The sequence below is a fragment of the Rickettsia japonica YH genome (assembly GCF_000283595.1).
Lineage (GTDB): Bacteria > Pseudomonadota > Alphaproteobacteria > Rickettsiales > Rickettsiaceae > Rickettsia > Rickettsia rickettsii.
The window spans coordinates 950,679-968,167 of the sequence record NC_016050.1 but is presented as its reverse complement, the minus strand read 5'-3'; the positions used below and the strand labels follow the sequence as shown (position 1 = coordinate 968,167).

Sequence of the window (17,489 nt, the reverse complement as noted above, 5' to 3'; positions counted from 1 at the left end):
TGCATCATTCAGCTTTATCTAACTTTTTTGCTTCTGCTTCTTGCTGTAGTTTATATTCTGCTGCTTTTTCATCTATTAGTTAAAAAAGAAATAACAGAAAGTTAAAAAACTAGTCAAAACTATTCCAGGAGTTATTATTATTAACTTAAGCTCTTTCCTTGCATTTTGAGCTTTTAATTTCTTTTCTTCCTCTTCATCAATATAAGACTCAGAGGTTAAAATTTCTTCTTCTTTATATGTTAACTCTTTAACATTAGCTTATATATTAATGATAGAGTTTAATTATCATGTGAGAGAAGTAATTTATAGGGGGAGGGAATAAGTCAATAATTATATATTTAATAAATCTATCTTACTCAAAAATACTGCTTTTTCTATTTAATAGGTAAATACAATTTAGTTCTTGAGTCTTATAATAAAGCAATTGAACTTGATCCTACAAATTCTGAAGCACAATATAATAAACAACATTTATTAAAGCGTATGTATTATTAAGTAAAAAACGCTGCAAAGCTTTTACTTATTGCCTTTTCAATCTATTCTGTTTGCTAGATTTCTTTAGTCTAAAATAAGCGAAGCAGTGATGCTATTCGTCTATTGTAATTTGCTTGATTGCGACAATTGTCTTATGCAAATGTTCAGCTAAAGCAAACATATTAAATAGCATTGGCTTGGTGGTTAGTTTTTTGTGGCAATCTCTAAATCAGTTTCACTCATAATATCTAGTTGCAATGCGAATTAATACATTAGGGTCACAGCTACGCATTAATTTCGGTTATCGCTACAGGTTTCCTTGATATCAACAGCCTCAAGTGTCTATAAGATATTTAAAAGTTCCAGCGTGAGCGAAAAAAGATGTTTAGTAAATTTAATATTTGGGAACTTAATATTGAAACTTGAAAAGCTTGATTTTATGATGCGTTCGCTGTTTAATACATTGGTGAATTTGTCTAAAAATGGCAATGGTACCCGCGGCCGGACTTGAACCGGCAAGAGCTTACGCTCCACGGATTTTAAGTCCGTTATGTCTACCATTCCATCACGCGGGCAGTTGTGGATATTAAGGTTGCATTTGCTAAGTGGACAGATTAATAAAAAAAATACGAAAAAGCAAGTACTTTTATCGTTAATATATTAGTCTGATATGAAAAAGTTATTAAACACCTTTAAAATCGTTAGTTTACTCATTAATTTATTAGATAATTAACTTAAATAGTGACAAAATAGTAATAATATGATAGATTAGCTTCAGGAAGTAATACTTTCTCTTGCATGTTATTGACATGTTTATTGACAAATGCCGCAAGGTAAGGTAGTTTTACATAATGAATTTTTATCGGCTCTTATATTTAAGTAAGGCTTAAAGTACAATTTAAGTTTTAGTTATTATAAGCGTGTGTTAAGTTCAAATAAGTAATTTCTATCTAATAAAGGTTTTTATGGCTACAAATATAGTAGGTAAAGTTAAGTGGTATAATTCTACAAAGAATTTTGGATTTATTGAACAAGAAAATGGCGGCAAAGATGTGTTTGTACACAAATCAGCTGTAGACGCAGCAGGTTTACATAGCCTTGAAGAAGGACAAGATGTAATTTTTGATCTTGAAGAAAAGCAAGGAAAAGCCTATGCTGTTAACCTCAGAATTAAATAAATTTATAATACCAAAAGCAGCTATCCAAAATTGTTTATAATTTAGGGTAGCCTAGTCATCTTTATCAAAATAGTAAATATTTTGTTTTTGTCTTATAATAACCTATATAATTTTAAGTATAATAAATTATTTTTACTAAAGGGCATGAAAATGCCCTAAATATAATAATATTATTCTGGCTTGAATAAGATTCTAAAATAGTTGCATTATTCATTATCGTTTTATATATTTAGTTGGTGTTTTGTAATCTAGCTTAAGCATATTTTTTGATTCAGGATAATTATATAAGTCGTTATTTTAATTTACTATAACTTATTTTTTATACAATAGACCTCTTGCATAACTTATCTTATAAAGGGAATAAGAACTGCTACTCTACGCAGCGTACATAGTTAAGTATGTAAGGATGAGAGAGCAGCGTCGATGTCTCATATATCTTTAAGAAATGAGTTATGTTAAGAGGTCTAATCAATAATGTGCATATTTTGATTTAAAACTATATTGGATTATATAATGAAAAATTTTAATTTATCTGAAGAATTAATTATTGCTCTCGAGACAATGAATATAACTGAGCCGACTGAAATACAAAAGCAATCGATTCCGGTTGCAATGGTGGGATCGGACATACTCGCTTCTAGCCAAACAGGTTCAGGCAAAACTCTTGCTTATTTATTGCCGTTAATTGATTCATTTATTAAAAATAAAACTACTGCTTTTATTCTTGTTCCGACTAGAGAATTAGCAACGCAAATACACAGTACTTTAAATAAATTAACTACATCCTATAAAATTAATAGTGCAGTTTTGATAGGCGGTGAACCGATGCCTAAACAATTTATGCAATTAAAAAAGAATCCAAAAGTGATTATCGGTACGCCGGGGCGTATTATTGATCACTTAAATAGGGGAAGTCTAAAAATTGATCGTATAGGCATAACCGTACTTGACGAAATGGATAGAATGCTTGATATGGGGATGAAAGAACAATTAGAAGAAATCAATAAATTTTTACCGGAAAAAAGACAAGTTTTAATGTTTTCCGCTACTATGCCAAAACATATTATTGCTGTTTCTCAAAAATATCTAAACAATCCGGTACGTATTACGGTAGGTGCTACTAATAAAGCAGCTGCAGAAATAAAACAGGAATCAATGCATGTTTCTGATAAAGAAAAATTTAGTGAATTAACTAAACAACTTGGTAATAGGGAAGGATCGGTCATTATTTTTGTGAAGACTAAACGCTCTGCCGATCAATTAGCTAAAATGTTGAAATATGAAAATCATACAGCAGAAGCTATACACGGTGATTTAAGTCAGCGTCAACGTGAAAGAGTAATTTTATCATTTCGTAAGTCAAACCATAGAATAATGGTAGCAACTGATGTAGCGGCTCGTGGGCTTGATATTCCTCATACACAGCATGTTATTAATTATGATTTACCTATGTGTCCTGAAGATTATTTACATAGGATAGGTAGAACGGGTAGAGCAGGGGCTACCGGACATGCGTTGTCTTTTATTTCTCCTGATGATGTTATTAGATGGCGTGCAATCGATCGTCTAGTAAATAAAGGAGAATCTACGCCACGTAGTGAGTTTAGAAGTGATAAAAATAATCGCAAAAGATCATTCGGTAAAAGAGCCGGCGGTGACGGTAAAAAGTTTAATGCTTTTGATAGTAGCCGTAAAAGAACCTTTGATGGTAACAGCTACGGTAATAAAAGAAAGAAAGTGTCGTAGTTTAGATTTACGTCATTTATATCATTGCGAGGAAATTACGTAAGTAATTTACGAAGCAATCTCAAGAGTTTATTATTATCTCATGAGATTGCCACGCAGCCTTATGGCTGCTCGCAATGACGATTAGATATCCATGCGGGCAATGCCTTCGCAGGAATAACAACCGTATATTTTAAAGGAGGATAAATTCATAAGTTTAAATTTTTCACGATTTCAATATATATCTAATATTTTCTTTATATTAATAATTTCTTTTCCTGGAGGTTTAATTTATTTACTTACCGGTTCAACTCTTTCTTTTTGGCTTCGAGAATCCGGTTTTGATAAAATCACTATCGGGCTTTTGAGTTTAGTGAATTTTATTCATATATTTAAATTTTTATGGGGTCCTTTGCTTGAAAAAGTAAGTTTTGCTCCTTTAAGTAAGCGGGGATATAAATATTGTTTAATTATTGCTTTGGTTAGTTGTATTTTTTGTGTATATGTTCTAACAAATTTTAACCCTAACACTCATTTTATACCATTTGCTTTATGCTTAGTAGCTGTGGCATTTTTTTCGTCCATTTATGATATGTTACTTCAATCATCACAGATGTTACTGATTACAAATAAAAATTGGGGCATAAGTGAGGCAGCTTGTACTACAGGCTTTAGAATAGGTATACTTATCGCAGGTTCAGGAGCGTTATATTTATCTACTATCATATCCTGGCAAGATGTTTATCGTGCTATGGCAATTTTATGTATACCGTCATTACTATTAATTATAATCTATCCGCTTAAATTTAAAGATAAGATAATTATTAATGATTTTGATAGATTTTGGCATGCTTTTTATGATTTTGTCAAGAAACCTAAATGGCTAATAATTGTTAGTTTTATGCTTCTATATCGTCTTCAGGATAATTTTCTGTCAATTATGCCGAATATGTTTTATCTCGATATTGGGTATACGAAGAAAGATTTAGCTCTTGGATATAAAGCTTTCGGTATGTGTGCTACAATCCTTGGAGGTTTTATAGGTGGGTTTTTGTGCCGAAAATATGAATATTCTTATTTGCTTAAAAGAGCATTAATATATCATGCTTTATCTAGCCTATCTTTTTTATTTCTCTATTTTTATAATCGAGATATTACAAGTTTGTATATAGCGGTCTTTTTTCAAGAATTTACCAAGGGCTTAACTATGTCACCGTTTTTTTCTTACCAATTAAGATGCTGTAGTGCTAAATATTGTATAACCCAAATTGCTTTAATTACTTCTATTGCTTATATTAGTACCATATTATTTGGTAGTATTTCAGGCTATGCAGCTACTTATTTAGGCTGGACTTATTTCTTTATTGTAGCAGGATTTTGTTTTATACCGGCTTATATATTAATTAGATATTTGCCGCCTTATGTTATTCCTAGCTAAAAGCGGGAATCTAGCACAATATTTATAATTGTCATTGCGAGGAGGCGTTGTTGTGTGGATCAATTTCACCTCTGTGTCATCCCGTGGCTTGACACCGAGTGCTTTACCGGTCCCTGCAACAATGCCTTGCGAGGAGCGTAGCGACGTGGCAATCTCTCTTCAATTGCATGAGATTGCTTCGTCGGCATAAAAATGCCTTCTCGCAATGATGTGGATAGGTAGTATTGGATTCCTGCTGACGCAGGAATGACATACTTTTGAGCGCCATGCAAAAATGCCTAAATACAAATATATTGTAAAAGTAGTATTATCAATTTATAATAATCAACAAATTTATTAGTGTGCTTTAATTATGTTTATTCAAACTGAAGATACTCCAAATCCGGATGCAATAACATTTTTCCCAGGGCAGGAAATAAGTAGTGATCAGCCGGTATTTTTTAGTGAGCTTGCTGAAGTAAAAGGAAGAAGCAAACTTGCAGCATCATTATTTCATATTAATAATGTAAAATCGGTGTTTTTCGGTAGTGATTTTATAACAGTAACTAAACAAGCTGAAGGTAATTGGCAAGTTATAAAGCCTGAAATTTTAATGGTTATTATGGATCATTTTGTTTCAGGCTTTCCTGTATTTGAAGAAAACACCAAAGCAGATAATGTAAATCATAACCTTGATGGGCTTTCGGAAATAGAGAAGCAAATCGTAGAGATTATTGAAACTAGGGTGCGTCCATCTGTTGCACAAGACGGCGGCGACATAATATATAAAGGCTTTGAAAACGGTGTAGTTAAATTAGCACTTCGTGGTGCATGCCTTGGATGTCCTAGTTCCACCATCACCTTAAAAAACGGCATTGAGTCCATGCTTAAACATTTTGTACCGGAAGTGCAAGAAGTTGAAGCTGTAGAGGAAGATTTGGAGTAATTTAGTATGCTAACTGTGAGAGACTACAGACCTTGTTGTATAGGTTAGTCTTCGTCATTGCAAGAAGAAACTGCAAGTTTCGACGAAGCAATCTAGTAAAAAATTCTGATTTACAGAATTTTTGATTATTTTTTCTGGATTGCCACGCAGCCTATGGCTGCTCGCGATAAATGTCATATAGTATATTAAATTTTTTTGAAGAATAGTATGGTCCTATTCTTCCTTTGCAGAATTGATTGTATCATTTTGATGCCAAATAACGTAATGTAGTTCAACATCTTTTGGAGCATATACTACGATAGGTAGTTTGCTATTATATCTTAAAAATGTTTCATCGCCTAAAAATACATTAACCGGTTGTATGGTTGCTTTTACGTTTGGGCATGCCATCATTAGCAGGGTGATCGCTAACTTGAGCGATTATATAATAATTATATCCTCATCCTTCTAAAGTTTTTGTTTCCAGCTTACCACCAAACCAAACACGATTACAATCTTGCATTGCATTTTTTGTTGCTTGCAATTTTACTTTTAGCTTTTCTTCATTGGACTCTATAGGTAAATGAATTACATAACGCTTTTGATTTTCAAGTGGTGTAGGATAGGGTGCAATATCTTTTAACCGCTTATCGGTATCAGCTAATAAAGCAGTATTTAAAAAACATGATATAAGAAATAGTATAATTTTATTTGGCATATGATTATTTTTTTAAGAATCCATTATCTCGCTTAGAGGAGTTATATAAGAAGAATTTATTTTACCATTGATATCAGTACTAAAGCCTTCACTATAGTCAACATCACCATTTTCGTTTATTTTTGTACTTAAAAATAATATAGAATTTTCAAATTTATTTTCTTTTAATATAGGCTGATTATTTAAACTAAAAACTTTCATGCTGATCCGTTATTGGATTCAAAAAAATTACATTTATTATAAGCACCTAAATAATAATAAATTATTTAATATATCTATGGTAACTTGTTCTTCAAGGTTTATAATCTTAGGAAATAATATGTAATTATTGTGATTATTTTGTATATTTGAAATAAGAATACTTTGAGAGTTATATTGTTGTTTTTCCAAATATATTTTTGCAAAATTATTTTGTTTTAATTCTGTAAAGGTTAGTTCAGCCTTATATTTTTTTTTGTCACTAGAAAAGTTAGGTAGCGTTTCTATTAAATGAAAATCAAGGGAGGTTTCGCTAAATCTTGTATTCAGCATATTATTTTGATTCAATTCGGTAAAATCGAATGTGGCATAGTATGTTGCTCCGTCAATGTCTAAACTATATACAGGCTTATCTTCCAATATCTCTTCAAATAAATCTTCCCATAGCTCGTGTAACTCTTGTAAAAAATTTTGAGCATGTTCTTTAGTTTTACAAACATCAATTTGATTTGCAAAGCTTTTTGCTATAAAAAACTTTAAATCTTTTTGATCCGATAAAGATAAATCATGAATGTGACATTTAAATGTTTTATCTACATAATTTATTAGTGATGCAGTATCTGCAGGAAAATTTTTAGTTATTTCTAATAATTCTTTTTTTATGCTGTTCTGAAATTATATTCATTTTCTAATCTAATCCCGTTTCTTTCTTAAAAAAGCTGGTATGTCATGAATATCAGACTCTTTATTATCTTGATCTAGAGTACTAACAACAACGTTTTTGCGTTCTAAAGTTTGATTATTTGAAGCACGCAGAGAACCCCATATTTTTCCTAAAAATGATGGTTTGGGTGAGTCATCTTCAGATTTGTTGAAAGTATTGGCATGTAACCCTAGCTCTTTTTCATTTCCGATAAAATTTTGATTTATTGGAGAGTCGGTAATTTCAATATTTTCGGTACTGTAGCTGTTAAAATCAGGCATTTCTTCTATTTGTGTAGGTTGTGCTATAGCTTTATTATAAGTTTCCTCAGGAACTATATTGGTAGTTTCAGCTATTGTGGGTTTATATGTCGGTACTTTATCGGCATCAATACCGGTAGCAACAACTGATACTCTTATCATTCCTTTTAATTCCGGATTAAATGTTGAACCGAAAATAATATTAGCATCAAGGTTATCTACTTCTTCTCTAATTCTATTAGCAGCGTTGTCAACTTCAAATAAGGTCATGTCGGAACCGCCGGTAATATTGATTAATACACCTCTTGCACCGCACATTGAGCTATGATCTAGCAGTGGATTTGAAATTGCAGATTCTGCCGCTTTAATAGCTCTATCTTCGCCACTAGCTTCACCTGTACCCATCATTGCTTTACCCATTTCGCTCATTACTGCTTTAATATCGGCAAAATCAAGATTAATAAGTCCCGGCATAATCATTAAATCCGTTACTCCTCTAACGCCTGCATGTAATACGTCATCTGCCATTTTGAAAGCATCGGCAAACGTCGTTTGTTCATTAGCAATACGGAATAGATTTTGGTTCGGTATTACAATTAGAGTATCAACGAATTGCTGTAATTCAATAAGTCCTTTATCAGCAGTTTTCATACGATGACCGCCTTCAAAATAGAAAGGTTTAGTTACTACCCCAACTGTAAGGATGCCTAGTTCTTTAGCAATGCGTGCAATAACCGGTGCAGAACCGGTACCTGTACCACCGCCCATACCTGCCGTAATAAATACCATATTGCTATTTTCTAGGTAACTACGAATTTCGCTTTCTGATTCTTGAGCAGCAAGTGCTCCAACCTCAGGAGAAGCTCCTGCCCCAAGACCTCTAGTCGTAGAAACACCGAGTTGTATTTTGTTAGTGCATAAAGAATGTTCAAGCGATTGTGCATCAGTATTAGCTACTACAAAATTAGCACCTTGCAGATTAGCACTAATCATATTATTTACTGCATTACTACCTGCACCCCCAACGCCGAAAACTGTAATGGTCGGCTTTAATACTATATTTTCAGGAGCTTTGATATTTAAAACCATGATACTCTTTTATTTTATATAATTAATATTTAAGTATAATAAAAGATTTAGAAATTTCCATAAACTTTTTATGAAAAATATGGATTATTGTCTTTTATAGTGAATTAGCTTGAATTAGGGATGATTTATAAGAAATATTTTATTTTTTTAAGGGCATAGCGAATACCGTTAATACTAATCCATTTACGGTATGAGATATGTTCTTAAAAAATTAAAAGATGATATAGAAATTGTCCATAATTCAAGCTAATTCACTATATAATAGCGGAATGCCGTTATTATGACATGCTTTGATTAATGCTTTATCGTTAGTGGACATAGGAAGTCCTTCATGCATGTCAGTTAATAAATAAGTTGTATCATATGCAGTAAGATTGTTGGCTCTTGCAGTTTAATTTCATGTATGGAAAAATTTAAATTTGATATATTAAGGGGGAGAGAGTTTAAAAAATCTATAATTTTAATAACCTCTACTGATTTTATTCTAGCACGTTTTCTGCTATTAATATTACATTAGTTACTTCAAGTCTCCAAAGAGGCGGTACTATCACTCTAAACTTATAACAATAAGCTAATGTAAAATCTGAATATTTATCACGTTCATCATAAAAGAATCATGAGACAGTTATGGAGCAATCGGCTATAAACGGTTGAGAATTTACCATTTTCTACCTTCATCTCTAAGCTCTTTAATAGTATAAGGAGCTAATGTTTTGCCTTTGCGGAATTCTCTTATTTGCTCTACTATATTATCCATTTTAGATTTTTGAGTTATAATTTTTGCAATCGGCGTATTATGCTTACAAATGGTAATTTGCTCTCCGTCTTGTACACGCTGTATTAGATCAGAAAAATGAGTTTTTGCTTCGAGTAGGTTAATTTGATTAGATAAATTTTGTTTCACATAGGTAATATAATAAATAGACTAATTTAATATTATCCTATTTATAAGATTTTATACAGTTATACAGTGATATTAATAGTTTAAATATCTTTATATAAAACCTAAGATTGACCAACCATTTTTTCAGGTACTAATATCTGATCAAATTCTGCTTCCGATAGAAGATTGAGTTTTTTAGCTGCTTCTTTTAAAGTGATCCCATGCTTATGTGCTTCTTTAGCAATTTTTGCGGCATTATCATAGCCTATATGCGGATTAAGAGCTGTAATAAGCATTAGAGATTTATCACGTAAATCATTAATGCGTGCTATATTGGGTTCTAATCCTTTAACACAGTGAGTAACAAAGCTATTTACGCTATCGGATAACAGCTCTATAGATTGTAGGATATTGTATATTATTACGGGTTTAAATACGTTAAGTTCAAGATGTCCGTTTGAGCCGGCAATAGTAACCGTAACATGATTTCCCATCACCTGACTGCACACCATTGTTAAAGCTTCGACTTGTGTAGGGTTTACTTTACCGGGCATAATAGAAGAACCAGGTTCATTTTCAGGTAAATGTAGCTCACCAAGACCGCATCTTGGACCGGAGCCGAGCAGTCTTATATCATTTGCTATTTTCATTAAGCTAACTGCTGTAGTATTAAGAGTTCCTGAAAATTCTACTAGTGCGTCGTGAGCAGCTAGACTTTCAAATTTATTAGGAGCCGTCTTAAAGGGTTGTTTAGTAAACTCTGCCACTTTCTCGGCAAATTTTATATCAAAGCCTATTTTTGAGTTAATACCTGTACCGACTGCCGTGCCTCCTTGGGCCAGTAGATAAACTTTTTGTAGTGCATTTTCTATGCGTTCTAAAGCATACTCTATTTGTGTAATATATCCGGAGAATTCCTGTTTAAGAGTTAAAGGAGTTGCATCCTGCAAGTGGGTACGTCCTATTTTTATGATTTTGTCCCAATCTTTTGACTTATCCTGCAAAGAGGTAAGTATATTATTCAAAGCTGGTATCAGTTGCTGTTTAGTTGCAAGTACGGTTGCTATATGCATAGCGGTTGGAAAAGAGTCGTTGGATGATTGTCCTTTATTAACATGATCGTTAGGATGTACCGGAGATTTGCCGCCTTTCTTGCCTGTTAATTCTTCGTTGGCAATAGAGGCAATAACCTCGTTCATATTCATGTTTGTTTGCGTTCCTGAACCTGTTTGCCAAACTACTAAAGGAAAATTATCCTCAAATTCGCCTTCTAAGATTCTATCCGTGGCTTTATCTATACTTATAGCGATTTTAGCTTCTAAATCACCAAACTCATGATTAACCTGTGCTGCACATTTTTTTAAAATAGCAAGAGCACGAATTAAAATTTCAGGCATTTTTTGCTTGCCTATTTTAAAATTTTCTAAAGATCTTTGAGTTTGAGCACCCCAATAAAATTTTTCTTCTATTTGAATTTCTCCAAAAGAATCACTTTCGGTTCTGTAATTTTTCATAAATTGTTAAATGTTATATAATTATCTATTTTTTTCATAAAATGATCACTTACTGCATTTAAGTCTAATTGCTGGGCTAATTTAGCAAAGCTATAATATAATTTGTCTGTTAAAGAAGCTTTTTTTAGATTCTTAGCAATAAATATTAATGTGCTTTCTATCATAAGATTACGATTAAAACTATAAAATTTTTGCCAATGTTCGTTATATTTAGGTTCGGAAGATGCTATATAATCGGAATATATAGGTTTAGTAATTACTGCTTTACCTTGATATATATCAAATATAGTATCATTAATTAATCTTTCATTCTTGAGGTTATTGATCACTTTATCAAAAAAATTGTTTAATATAGCTGTTGTTATCTCTTTTTCTGTAAGTGCATTTATAAATATGTCTAATTGTTTTTCAAAACTCTCGATAATTTGTTCATTTGGTCCCCTTTTCATGACTTTTCTCTCAAATTAATTGATATAATAAAAGTTTATGACTTTAATTTTAGTAGACTAAATATTTATATCGAAGTAAATAAAAAACAATATTTGATTTATTAAAAATATTATTTATGTAATGAATGAAAAATTATAGAAGCGGCATTTGATACATTAAGACTTTCTACTCTCTGAGAAATAGGGATTTTGGCTAAATAATCACATGTTTCTGCAACTAATCTTCGTATGCCTTTATCTTCTGAGCCAAATACCAATACTATTTTATCGGAAATTAATTTATCGGTAAAGTAGTCATTTGCAGAACCTGTGAGACCTATAATCCAAAAGCCGTGTTTTTTAAGATAATTCATACATGAGCGTAAGTTAGTAACTTTAATTATAGGTATTAATTCTAAAGTACCGCAAGCCGCTTTAGCAATGCCACCGCTTTCATTTGGAGAATTATCTTGAGGTAATATTATAGCATTTATATCAAAAGCAGCGGCACTACGAATAATTGCTCCAATATTTTGTGTGTCTGTTATTTGATCAAGAATCGCAATTTTACATTTTGGATTTGTTATATCTATGTCCTCTAAATTGTAAGAAAAAATTGGTCTAATTTTTGCAGCTATTCCTTGATGTGTTTGGTTTTCCAGTAATTTGGATAAAATATCGTTATTAACAATTTCATAAGATCTAGTACCTATTAATTTTTTGTTTGTATCAAAAATTTCCCTAGTGCATAAAATATTGTCAATTTGACGTTTTGGATTATTTAGAGCAGAAAATACAGGATGTTTCCCATACATATAATAACAATGTTTAGAATCAAGTTTTTTATTTTGCATCTTATTGAAAACCGTCAGTAATTTGTTCTTGACAGAAACTACAATTTATTATAGAAAGTTACAACTAAATAAATGTGCAAGCTGCTATTTATTTATTTGATGATTCGGCAAGAAGTTTTATTAAGTCCTAATACTAATTATATATTGTATTTTACAGTGAATTAGTCTATTTAATACAGTAAAGTTCTTTAGGAGGGGTGGCCGAGTGGTCAATGGCAGCAGACTGTAAATCTGCCCGCGTAAGCGTTCGAAGGTTCGAATCCTTCTCCCTCCACCACTTAAATGGTTCAGGGAAGCATATCATTTTATTTAAAAATAAAACATAATTGTGTATATTTATAAATCTGAATAAAATTGATATAGCACTGTTAACAAAATAACTTTGCAATTATTTTATTAATAGTGCCACAATGCGGGTGTAGCTCAATGGTAGAGTTCCAGCCTTCCAAGCTGGCTGTGTGGGTTCGATTCCCATCACCCGCTCCAGAGATAGTGGTAACAAATAAATTTAGCAAAAAAAATGCACTTATAAAAAAATAACTTGTATTAAACCTAAAAAATTGTAGAGAGTAATAATATGGCAAAAGCAAAATTTGAACGAACTAAACCGCACGTTAATATAGGTACGATCGGTCACGTAGATCACGGTAAAACTTCCTTAACGGCAGCAATAACTATAGTACTTGCTAAGACAGGTGGAGCACAAGCTACAGCGTATGATCAAATTGATGCTGCTCCTGAAGAAAAAGAAAGAGGTATAACTATTTCCACTGCACACGTAGAATATGAGACTAAAAATAGACACTATGCACACGTAGATTGTCCGGGACACGCTGACTATGTAAAGAACATGATAACCGGTGCCGCTCAGATGGACGGTGCAATATTAGTAGTTTCTGCTGCTGATGGTCCTATGCCGCAAACTAGAGAGCATATATTACTAGCAAAACAGGTAGGTGTGCCTGCTATGGTAGTATTCTTAAATAAAATAGATATGGTGGATGATCCTGATCTATTAGAACTAGTAGAGATGGAAGTAAGGGAATTATTATCAAAATATGGTTTCCCGGGTGATGAAATACCTATTATTAAAGGTTCTGCACTGCAAGCTTTAGAAGGAAAGCCTGAAGGTGAAAAAGCTATTAATGAGCTAATGGATGCAGTAGATAGCTATATACCGCAGCCTGTAAGAGCTACGGATAAACCTTTCTTAATGCCGATAGAAGATGTATTCTCTATTTCAGGACGAGGTACTGTTGTAACTGGTAGAGTAGAGTCAGGAATAATTAAGGTAGGTGAGGAAATTGAAATAGTCGGTCTAAAAGATACGCAAAAAACTACCTGTACCGGTGTAGAAATGTTCAGAAAATTACTTGATGAAGGACAAGCCGGAGATAATGTCGGTATATTACTACGCGGTACAAAAAGAGAAGAAGTTGAAAGAGGACAAGTTCTCGCAAAACCTGGTAGCATAAAACCGCATGATAAGTTTGAAGCTGAAGTATATGTGCTGAGTAAAGAAGAAGGTGGACGTCATACCCCATTTACTAATGACTATCGTCCGCAGTTCTATTTTAGAACAACAGATGTTACCGGTACAATAAAATTGCCTGCTGATAAGCAGATGGTTATGCCTGGAGATAATGCTACTTTTACAGTGGAATTAATTAAACCGATTGCGATGCAGGAAGGGTTGAAATTCTCTATACGTGAAGGTGGTAGAACAGTGGGTGCCGGCGTAGTAACTAAAATAAATAATTAATTGATTTTATAAATACCTATTATTAAAAAATAATAGGTATTTATATTTTAAGAGGTAATAGACATTTTCCCGAACTGGCTTATAGAGAAGAATTTGAAGGAGGTACGGAACGCAGAACCGCAGCGTATATAACGGACGTGAGGATTCGAGTGCCGGATCGACGTACAAATTACCTCTAGAAGTACAGTTTGGCAAGATGTCTAAAAAAACATCTTGCTGTTTAAATATTAGGTTTACTGAATGAAAAATAAAATCAAAATTCGTTTAAAATCATTTGATCACCGTAGTCTTGATCAAGCTACAAAAGAGATAGTTAGTGCTGTTAAAAGAACGTTTGCTAACATTAATGGTCCTATTCCTTTACCTAAAAAAATTGGAAGATTTACCGTAAATAGGTCTCCTCATGTACATAAGAAGTCAAGAGAGCAATTTGAAATTAGAAAGCATAAAAGATTATTAGTGATAGGTGATCCGAATCCAGCGGTTGTCGATGCTTTAAGTAAAGTTGATTTAGCAGCAGGTGTTGATGTAGTGATTGAATTAGAGAGTGGGGAATAAATGAGAACCGGTATAATTGCTCAAAAAATTGGGATGACTAGTGTTTTTAATGATAAAGGCGAAAGAATTTCTTTAACATTAGTAAAAGTTGATGATTGTCAAGTAGTAGGACATAAAACCCTAGAAAAACATGGATATAATGCTTTGGTTATAGGTATAAAAGATAAAAAAATATCTAGAGTAACCAAACCTATGAGACAAGTTTTTGCTAATGCTAAAATATCTCCTAAAACTAAATTAAAAGAATTTAGAATTTCTGAAGAGAATTTTATTGATATAGCAGCAAGTCTAGAAGTAGACCATTTTACGGCAGGACAATTTGTGGATATAACGGCAACTACTATAGGTAAAGGATTTGCCGGTAGTATGAAAAGACATAATTTTAGAGGTCTTGAAGCTTCTCACGGTGTTTCGATATCCCATCGTTCGCATGGTTCTACAGGACAAAGACAAGATCCAGGAAAGGTTTTCAAAGGCAAAAAAATGGCTGGTCATATGGGATGTAACCAAGTTACTATTCAAAATTTGAAAATATTTGCCGTTGATAAAGAGCGTAAGCTTATTATGATTCAGGGTAGTATACCTGGTCACAAAAATTCGTATCTTTCAGTAAAAGATGCAATAAAAAAGATTTCAATAACTGTATAATAGATATTTAGACATGTTTGTTGAGGTTAAAGATTATCAAATTAACAAAACGCCATGCAATATTATTTATATAAAAGTTTTATATAAGACTGTATAAGGTTAAATAAAGATGAAAACTAAAATATTAAGTCTTGCTAATGAAGAAGTTGGTGAGATTAGCTTAAATGAAGATATATTTGCTGTTGAATTTATCAGAGATGATATAATAAAGCAGGTTATTGATTGGCAGAGAGCTAAGGCAATGTCTGGTAACCACAAAACTAAAACAGTATCAGAAGTATTAGGAACCACAAAAAAACCTTTTAAGCAAAAAGGTACAGGTAATGCAAGACAAGGCTCCCTTAGATCGGTACAGATGCGTGGTGGTGGTGTAGCTCATGGACCTAGAGTACGTAGTCATGCAACGAAATTACCTAAAAAAGTACGAAAACTTGGTTTAATTCATGCTTTATCCGAGAAATGTGCTGAAGGAAAATTATTAGTAATAGATTCTTTAAAGTTAGATAAGCCTAAAACTTCTGCTCTTGTAAATATATTAAACAAATTTCAAGGGAAAAGTTTCTTTGTAATAGACGGAAATGAAGTAGATGTTAATTTTTCTTTAGCTGCAAAAAATATTTATAATACTGTGATTGTTCCACAAATAGGAGCCAATGTTTATGATATAATACGACATGAATATGTCCTATTATCACAAGAAGCAGTGAGCGTTTTAGAAGAGAGGTTAAGATGAGTTCTTATAAATACTACGATTTAATTAGAAAACCTATTATTACAGAAAAAACTACAACCCTTTCGGAACAAAATAAATACGCCTTTTATGTAGATAAATTTGCTGAAAAACTTACCCTTAAAAAGGCTATAGAAGAAATATTTAAAGTAAAAGTAAAAAAAGTGAATATTTTAAACGTTAAAGGTAAGAAGAAAAGATTTAAAGGCATTATAGGGACTCAAATCAATAGAAAGAAAGCTATTGTTACATTAGAAAAGGACCATAATATCGATTTTGCCGGAGGAATTAAATAAAATGGCTTTAAAAAACTTTAATCCAATTACTCCTTCTCTTAGAGAATTAGTTCAAGTTGATAAAACTAGTTTATGGAAAGGCAGACCTTTAAAATCTTTAACCAAAGGTATATCTAAAACCGGTGGGCGAAATAATCAAGGTAGAATTACTTCTTGGCACAGAGGTGGAGGACACAAAAAATTATATCGTATTATTGATTTTAAAAGAAATAAAATCGATATTTCTGCTATTGTTGAAAGAATAGAGTATGACCCTAATAGAACTGCTTTTATTGCTTTAATAAAATATGAAGATGGGGAATATTCTTATATTCTAGCACCGCAAAAATTATCTGTAGGTGATAGAGTAATATCAAGTCAAGATGCTGATATAAAAATAGGGAATTGTTTACCTTTAAAATGCATTCCTATCGGTACTACTTTACATAATGTTGAAATGAAAGTTGGTAAGGGCGGTCAAATTGCAAGGTCTGCAGGTACTTCAGTAGATCTAGTGGGTAAAGATTCAGGATATGCTCAGATTAAATTAAGATCAGGTGAATTTAGGTTAGTACCTTTAGATTGTAAAGCTACTATAGGTAGTATATCTAACCCGGATCAAAAAAATATTAATTTAGGCAAAGCAGGTAGAAATAGATGGCTAGGTTGGAGACCGCATGTTAGAGGTGTAGCAATGAATCCTGTAGATCACCCTCATGGTGGTGGTGAAGGTAAAACTTCAGGAGGTCGCCATCCTGTTACTCCTTGGGGATGCCCAACAAAGGGTAAGAAGACACGTAAAAATAAACGTACTTCAAAATTTATCGTAAAGAAAAGAAAATAGATTTTAAATTAATTAGGTATTAGTATGGCACGTTCAATATGGAAAGGGCCTTTTGTAGACGGTTATTTAATAAAGAAAGTTCAAAAATTAATGGAATCAGGTAAATCTGAAATGATTAAAACTTGGTCTAGAAGATCAACGATTTTACCTATTTTTGTAGGGTTTACCTTTTCTGTTCATAATGGAAGTAAATTTATTCCGGTTTCTGTAAATGAAGAAATGGTTGGAAGAAAATTAGGTGAGTTTGCTCCTACTAGAACATTTCACGGTCATGGAGCAGATAAAAAAGTCAAAAGAAAATAAAGA

The 17,489-nt window shown here is 32.4% G+C and carries 23 protein-coding genes, 3 tRNA genes and 3 pseudogenes; 15 read left to right on the top strand and 14 right to left on the bottom strand.

What is annotated here, in order from left to right:
• Window positions 1–4: 4 nt before the first annotated feature.
• Window positions 5–222, bottom strand: a pseudogene (locus RJP_RS10710) (RC1041 family protein).
• Between the two features lie 123 nt (window positions 223–345).
• Here RJP_RS10710 and RJP_RS09180 point away from each other — a divergent pair.
• On the top strand, window positions 346–495 hold the full coding sequence (locus tag RJP_RS09180; protein WP_109559334.1) for a tetratricopeptide repeat protein: 150 nt from the start codon (window positions 346–348) through the stop codon (window positions 493–495).
• Between the two features lie 468 nt (window positions 496–963).
• On the opposite strand, the gene RJP_RS05315 is transcribed toward RJP_RS09180, so the two are convergent.
• Window positions 964–1,049: transfer RNA gene (locus RJP_RS05315), tRNA-Leu, on the bottom strand.
• A gap of 390 nt (window positions 1,050–1,439) precedes the next feature.
• Between RJP_RS05315 and RJP_RS05310 the strand changes: the two genes are divergently transcribed.
• The 3 genes from RJP_RS05310 (at window position 1,440) to RJP_RS05300 (ending at window position 4,815) form a co-directional block, all read left to right on the top strand.
• Window positions 1,440–1,652, top strand: a complete 213-nt coding sequence (locus RJP_RS05310; RefSeq protein WP_008579233.1) for a cold-shock protein — start codon at window positions 1,440–1,442, stop codon at window positions 1,650–1,652.
• Window positions 1,653–2,165: 513 nt separating this feature from the next.
• The gene (locus RJP_RS05305; protein WP_024704323.1) at window positions 2,166–3,398 is read left to right on the top strand and encodes a DEAD/DEAH box helicase; all 1,233 of its coding nucleotides are present in this window, start codon (window positions 2,166–2,168) and stop codon (window positions 3,396–3,398) included.
• Window positions 3,399–3,588: 190 nt separating this feature from the next.
• A complete protein-coding gene (locus RJP_RS05300; RefSeq protein WP_081497931.1) occupies window positions 3,589–4,815 on the top strand; it encodes an MFS transporter in 1,227 nt (408 codons plus the stop codon).
• A 65-nt stretch (window positions 4,816–4,880) separates the two neighbouring features.
• Here RJP_RS05300 and RJP_RS11105 read toward each other — a convergent pair whose 3' ends face one another.
• Window positions 4,881–5,003: a hypothetical protein gene (locus RJP_RS11105; protein WP_269446263.1), complete on the bottom strand. Its 123-nt coding sequence runs from the start codon at window positions 5,001–5,003 to the stop codon at window positions 4,881–4,883.
• Between the two features lie 164 nt (window positions 5,004–5,167).
• Here RJP_RS11105 and RJP_RS05295 point away from each other — a divergent pair, with 164 nt between their 5' ends.
• Entirely contained in the window at window positions 5,168–5,740 is a 573-nt protein-coding gene (locus tag RJP_RS05295; protein WP_014121002.1) for a NifU family protein, read from the top strand.
• 213 nt (window positions 5,741–5,953) lie between these two features.
• Here RJP_RS05295 and RJP_RS11100 read toward each other — a convergent pair whose 3' ends face one another.
• From RJP_RS11100 to rlmB, 11 genes and pseudogenes are all read right to left on the bottom strand, one after another.
• Window positions 5,954–6,133 carry an ecotin family protein gene (locus tag RJP_RS11100; RefSeq protein WP_081497930.1) on the bottom strand — a complete coding sequence of 60 codons (180 nt, stop codon included), beginning with the start codon at window positions 6,131–6,133 and terminating at the stop codon, window positions 5,954–5,956.
• A gap of 46 nt (window positions 6,134–6,179) precedes the next feature.
• Window positions 6,180–6,437: an ecotin family protein gene (locus RJP_RS11095; RefSeq protein ID WP_081497929.1), complete on the bottom strand. Its 258-nt coding sequence runs from the start codon at window positions 6,435–6,437 to the stop codon at window positions 6,180–6,182.
• A 12-nt stretch (window positions 6,438–6,449) separates the two neighbouring features.
• On the bottom strand, window positions 6,450–6,638 hold the full coding sequence (locus RJP_RS10705; RefSeq protein ID WP_225981245.1) for a hypothetical protein: 189 nt from the start codon (window positions 6,636–6,638) through the stop codon (window positions 6,450–6,452).
• A gap of 36 nt (window positions 6,639–6,674) precedes the next feature.
• The gene (locus RJP_RS10700; protein WP_225981244.1) at window positions 6,675–7,055 is read right to left on the bottom strand and encodes a hypothetical protein; all 381 of its coding nucleotides are present in this window, start codon (window positions 7,053–7,055) and stop codon (window positions 6,675–6,677) included.
• A gap of 273 nt (window positions 7,056–7,328) precedes the next feature.
• Window positions 7,329–8,687 carry a cell division protein FtsZ gene (gene ftsZ / locus RJP_RS05275; protein WP_014121001.1) on the bottom strand — a complete coding sequence of 453 codons (1,359 nt, stop codon included), beginning with the start codon at window positions 8,685–8,687 and terminating at the stop codon, window positions 7,329–7,331.
• A 241-nt stretch (window positions 8,688–8,928) separates the two neighbouring features.
• Complete coding sequence (locus tag RJP_RS08185; protein WP_014014644.1) at window positions 8,929–9,024, bottom strand: hypothetical protein; 96 nt, start codon at window positions 9,022–9,024, stop codon at window positions 8,929–8,931.
• Window positions 9,025–9,029: 5 nt separating this feature from the next.
• Window positions 9,030–9,352, bottom strand: a pseudogene (locus RJP_RS10695) (type II toxin-antitoxin system VapC family toxin).
• Complete coding sequence (locus tag RJP_RS05270; protein WP_014121000.1) at window positions 9,346–9,591, bottom strand: type II toxin-antitoxin system Phd/YefM family antitoxin; 246 nt, start codon at window positions 9,589–9,591, stop codon at window positions 9,346–9,348. Before RJP_RS05270 ends, RJP_RS10695 begins: the two are co-directional and overlap by 7 nt.
• A gap of 101 nt (window positions 9,592–9,692) precedes the next feature.
• The gene (gene fumC / locus RJP_RS05265) at window positions 9,693–11,084 is read right to left on the bottom strand and encodes a class II fumarate hydratase (RefSeq protein ID WP_014120999.1); all 1,392 of its coding nucleotides are present in this window, start codon (window positions 11,082–11,084) and stop codon (window positions 9,693–9,695) included.
• Window positions 11,081–11,533, bottom strand: coding sequence for a hypothetical protein (locus RJP_RS05260; protein ID WP_014014640.1), 453 nt, complete (start codon window positions 11,531–11,533; stop codon window positions 11,081–11,083). The genes fumC and RJP_RS05260 overlap by 4 nt, the downstream gene beginning before the upstream one ends.
• A 110-nt stretch (window positions 11,534–11,643) precedes the next feature.
• A complete protein-coding gene (gene rlmB / locus RJP_RS05255) occupies window positions 11,644–12,366 on the bottom strand; it encodes a 23S rRNA (guanosine(2251)-2'-O)-methyltransferase RlmB (protein WP_014120998.1) in 723 nt (240 codons plus the stop codon).
• Between the two features lie 191 nt (window positions 12,367–12,557).
• On the opposite strand from rlmB, the gene RJP_RS05250 reads away from it, so the two are divergent.
• The 10 genes and pseudogenes from RJP_RS05250 to rpsS all read left to right on the top strand — a co-directional run bounded on the left by RJP_RS05250 (window position 12,558) and on the right by rpsS (window position 17,486).
• Window positions 12,558–12,643 (top strand) — tRNA-Tyr (locus tag RJP_RS05250).
• 135 nt (window positions 12,644–12,778) lie between these two features.
• Window positions 12,779–12,852, top strand: a tRNA-Gly gene (locus tag RJP_RS05245).
• Between the two features lie 91 nt (window positions 12,853–12,943).
• The gene (gene tuf / locus RJP_RS05240; RefSeq protein ID WP_004997779.1) at window positions 12,944–14,128 is read left to right on the top strand and encodes an elongation factor Tu; all 1,185 of its coding nucleotides are present in this window, start codon (window positions 12,944–12,946) and stop codon (window positions 14,126–14,128) included.
• A gap of 44 nt (window positions 14,129–14,172) precedes the next feature.
• A pseudogene (locus tag RJP_RS08175) lies at window positions 14,173–14,351 on the top strand (palindromic element RPE1 domain-containing protein); the annotation flags it as partial.
• A 17-nt stretch (window positions 14,352–14,368) separates the two neighbouring features.
• A complete protein-coding gene (gene rpsJ / locus RJP_RS05235) occupies window positions 14,369–14,686 on the top strand; it encodes a 30S ribosomal protein S10 (protein WP_010977588.1) in 318 nt (105 codons plus the stop codon).
• Window positions 14,687–15,334 (top strand): 50S ribosomal protein L3, encoded by a 648-nt coding sequence (gene rplC, locus RJP_RS05230; RefSeq protein ID WP_014014637.1) that lies wholly within the window; start codon window positions 14,687–14,689, stop codon window positions 15,332–15,334.
• Between the two features lie 109 nt (window positions 15,335–15,443).
• A complete protein-coding gene (gene rplD, locus RJP_RS05225) occupies window positions 15,444–16,067 on the top strand; it encodes a 50S ribosomal protein L4 (RefSeq protein ID WP_014014636.1) in 624 nt (207 codons plus the stop codon).
• Window positions 16,064–16,360, top strand: coding sequence for a 50S ribosomal protein L23 (rplW, locus tag RJP_RS05220; RefSeq protein WP_014120997.1), 297 nt, complete (start codon window positions 16,064–16,066; stop codon window positions 16,358–16,360). Before rplD ends, rplW begins: the two co-directional genes overlap by 4 nt.
• Before the next feature lies 1 nt (window position 16,361).
• A complete protein-coding gene (gene rplB / locus RJP_RS05215) occupies window positions 16,362–17,183 on the top strand; it encodes a 50S ribosomal protein L2 (protein ID WP_014120996.1) in 822 nt (273 codons plus the stop codon).
• Window positions 17,184–17,207: 24 nt separating this feature from the next.
• Entirely contained in the window at window positions 17,208–17,486 is a 279-nt protein-coding gene (rpsS, locus tag RJP_RS05210; RefSeq protein ID WP_014120995.1) for a 30S ribosomal protein S19, read from the top strand.
• The last annotated feature ends 3 nt before the right edge of the window (window positions 17,487–17,489 follow it).